This window comes from Nodosilinea sp. P-1105, assembly GCF_012911975.1.
In the GTDB taxonomy this organism is placed as follows: Bacteria; Cyanobacteriota; Cyanobacteriia; order Phormidesmidales; family Phormidesmidaceae; genus Nodosilinea.
The window spans coordinates 1-1,274 of record NZ_SMDQ01000162.1 but is presented as its reverse complement, the minus strand read 5'-3'; the positions used below and the strand labels follow the sequence as shown (position 1 = coordinate 1,274).

Annotated in this window: 1 protein-coding gene; it reads left to right on the top strand. The window is 56.0% G+C overall.

Annotated features, from left to right (window positions below):
- The coding region (locus tag E1H13_RS26520; protein WP_169617958.1) for a hypothetical protein at positions 1 to 1,236 on the top strand (1,236 nt) is incomplete at its 5' end.
- Positions 1,237 to 1,274: the final 38 nt, after the last annotated feature.

Here is a 1,274-nt window from a genome sequence, read left to right as displayed (position 1 = left end):
GAGTTAGGTCCGGCCAAATGCTTGGTGGTGTTGGGGATAGCCCAAGCCGAGTGGCAGCAGCAGGTGCTGACTCACTCGTGCAGCCTCCAGCATCAGGATGTCACGGTTCTGGCCATTGAGGTGCTGGAGACGTGTAATGGGTCAGTGATTGAGCAAACCCTGGAGCAGTTGGGCCAGCGGGTCGGCCATCCGCTGCAAATTGTGTCTGACCATGGCTGTGATCTCAAATCGGGGATTGAACGCTATGCTCAGCCCCCGACGCGGGAGCTGCTGCAAACCTATGATGTGACCCATGCTATGGCTTGTCTCCTTAAGCACACCCTCCAAGACGACTCAGCCTTTCAGCAGTTTTTGAGCCAGTGCCATCAGTGCCGTCAGCACTTGCAGCAAACCAAGCTATCGTTTCTACGCCCCCCAGCTCAACGGACCAAGGCCCGCTACTTCGAGCTTGAATCGTTGCTCGATTGGGCTCAAGGCGTGCTCTGCTATTACCAGCAGGGTGATTTTTCCCAAATTACGACGGCTCATGGCTGGGACGAAAAGACCCTCTGTCAGGTGATTGAGACGGTGGATGTTCCCACCCTGACCCGACTAGCACCGCTCAACGGTCAACAGTATGCCAATCGCCATGAGTTTAATCAGATGCTCAACCGACTCCTCACTCCTGAGCAGGTGGAGCAATTTGGCCCGCTCATCTGTCAGGCCGCTGACTTAGGACGACGGGAGTTTGAGCACAAGTTCCACTGGTTGCTCACCCAGCCCCTCGATCTAACCCCCTATGCTCAACAGGTGCGCCTGGTATTGCAGGCTAACCAGTACCTCAAGCACCACGGACTCAACCACCACTCTCACAGTCACTTTGCTGAGGCTACGGCAGACATGGCCCTTGCTCCGGATATCGAAGCCTTTCGGGCGAAGGTAATAGCGGTGATTGAGCAAGAGGCCACTCAGCTCCCGCCCGAACAAACCTGGCTGGCCACCTCCGATGTGATTGAGTCCCTCTTTGGCAAGTATAAGCTCTTCTCCCAACGCAGTCCCTTGAAGGAAGTCGGGCTCATGATCCTAACCCTCCCGCTCTGTACTGTCGACCTGACAACGGCCCTCATCAAGCAGGCCCTAGAGACCGTTCGAGGCATTGATGTTGCAACGTGGGCACAGCAGACTTTGGGGCCATCCATGTTCGCCCAGCGGCGGGCCGTTTTGAATCCCAAAACAGGCGACACAGAAGTAGCATGAAAAGTAGCCGCGACTACCCCAGCATAATCAACACCCTA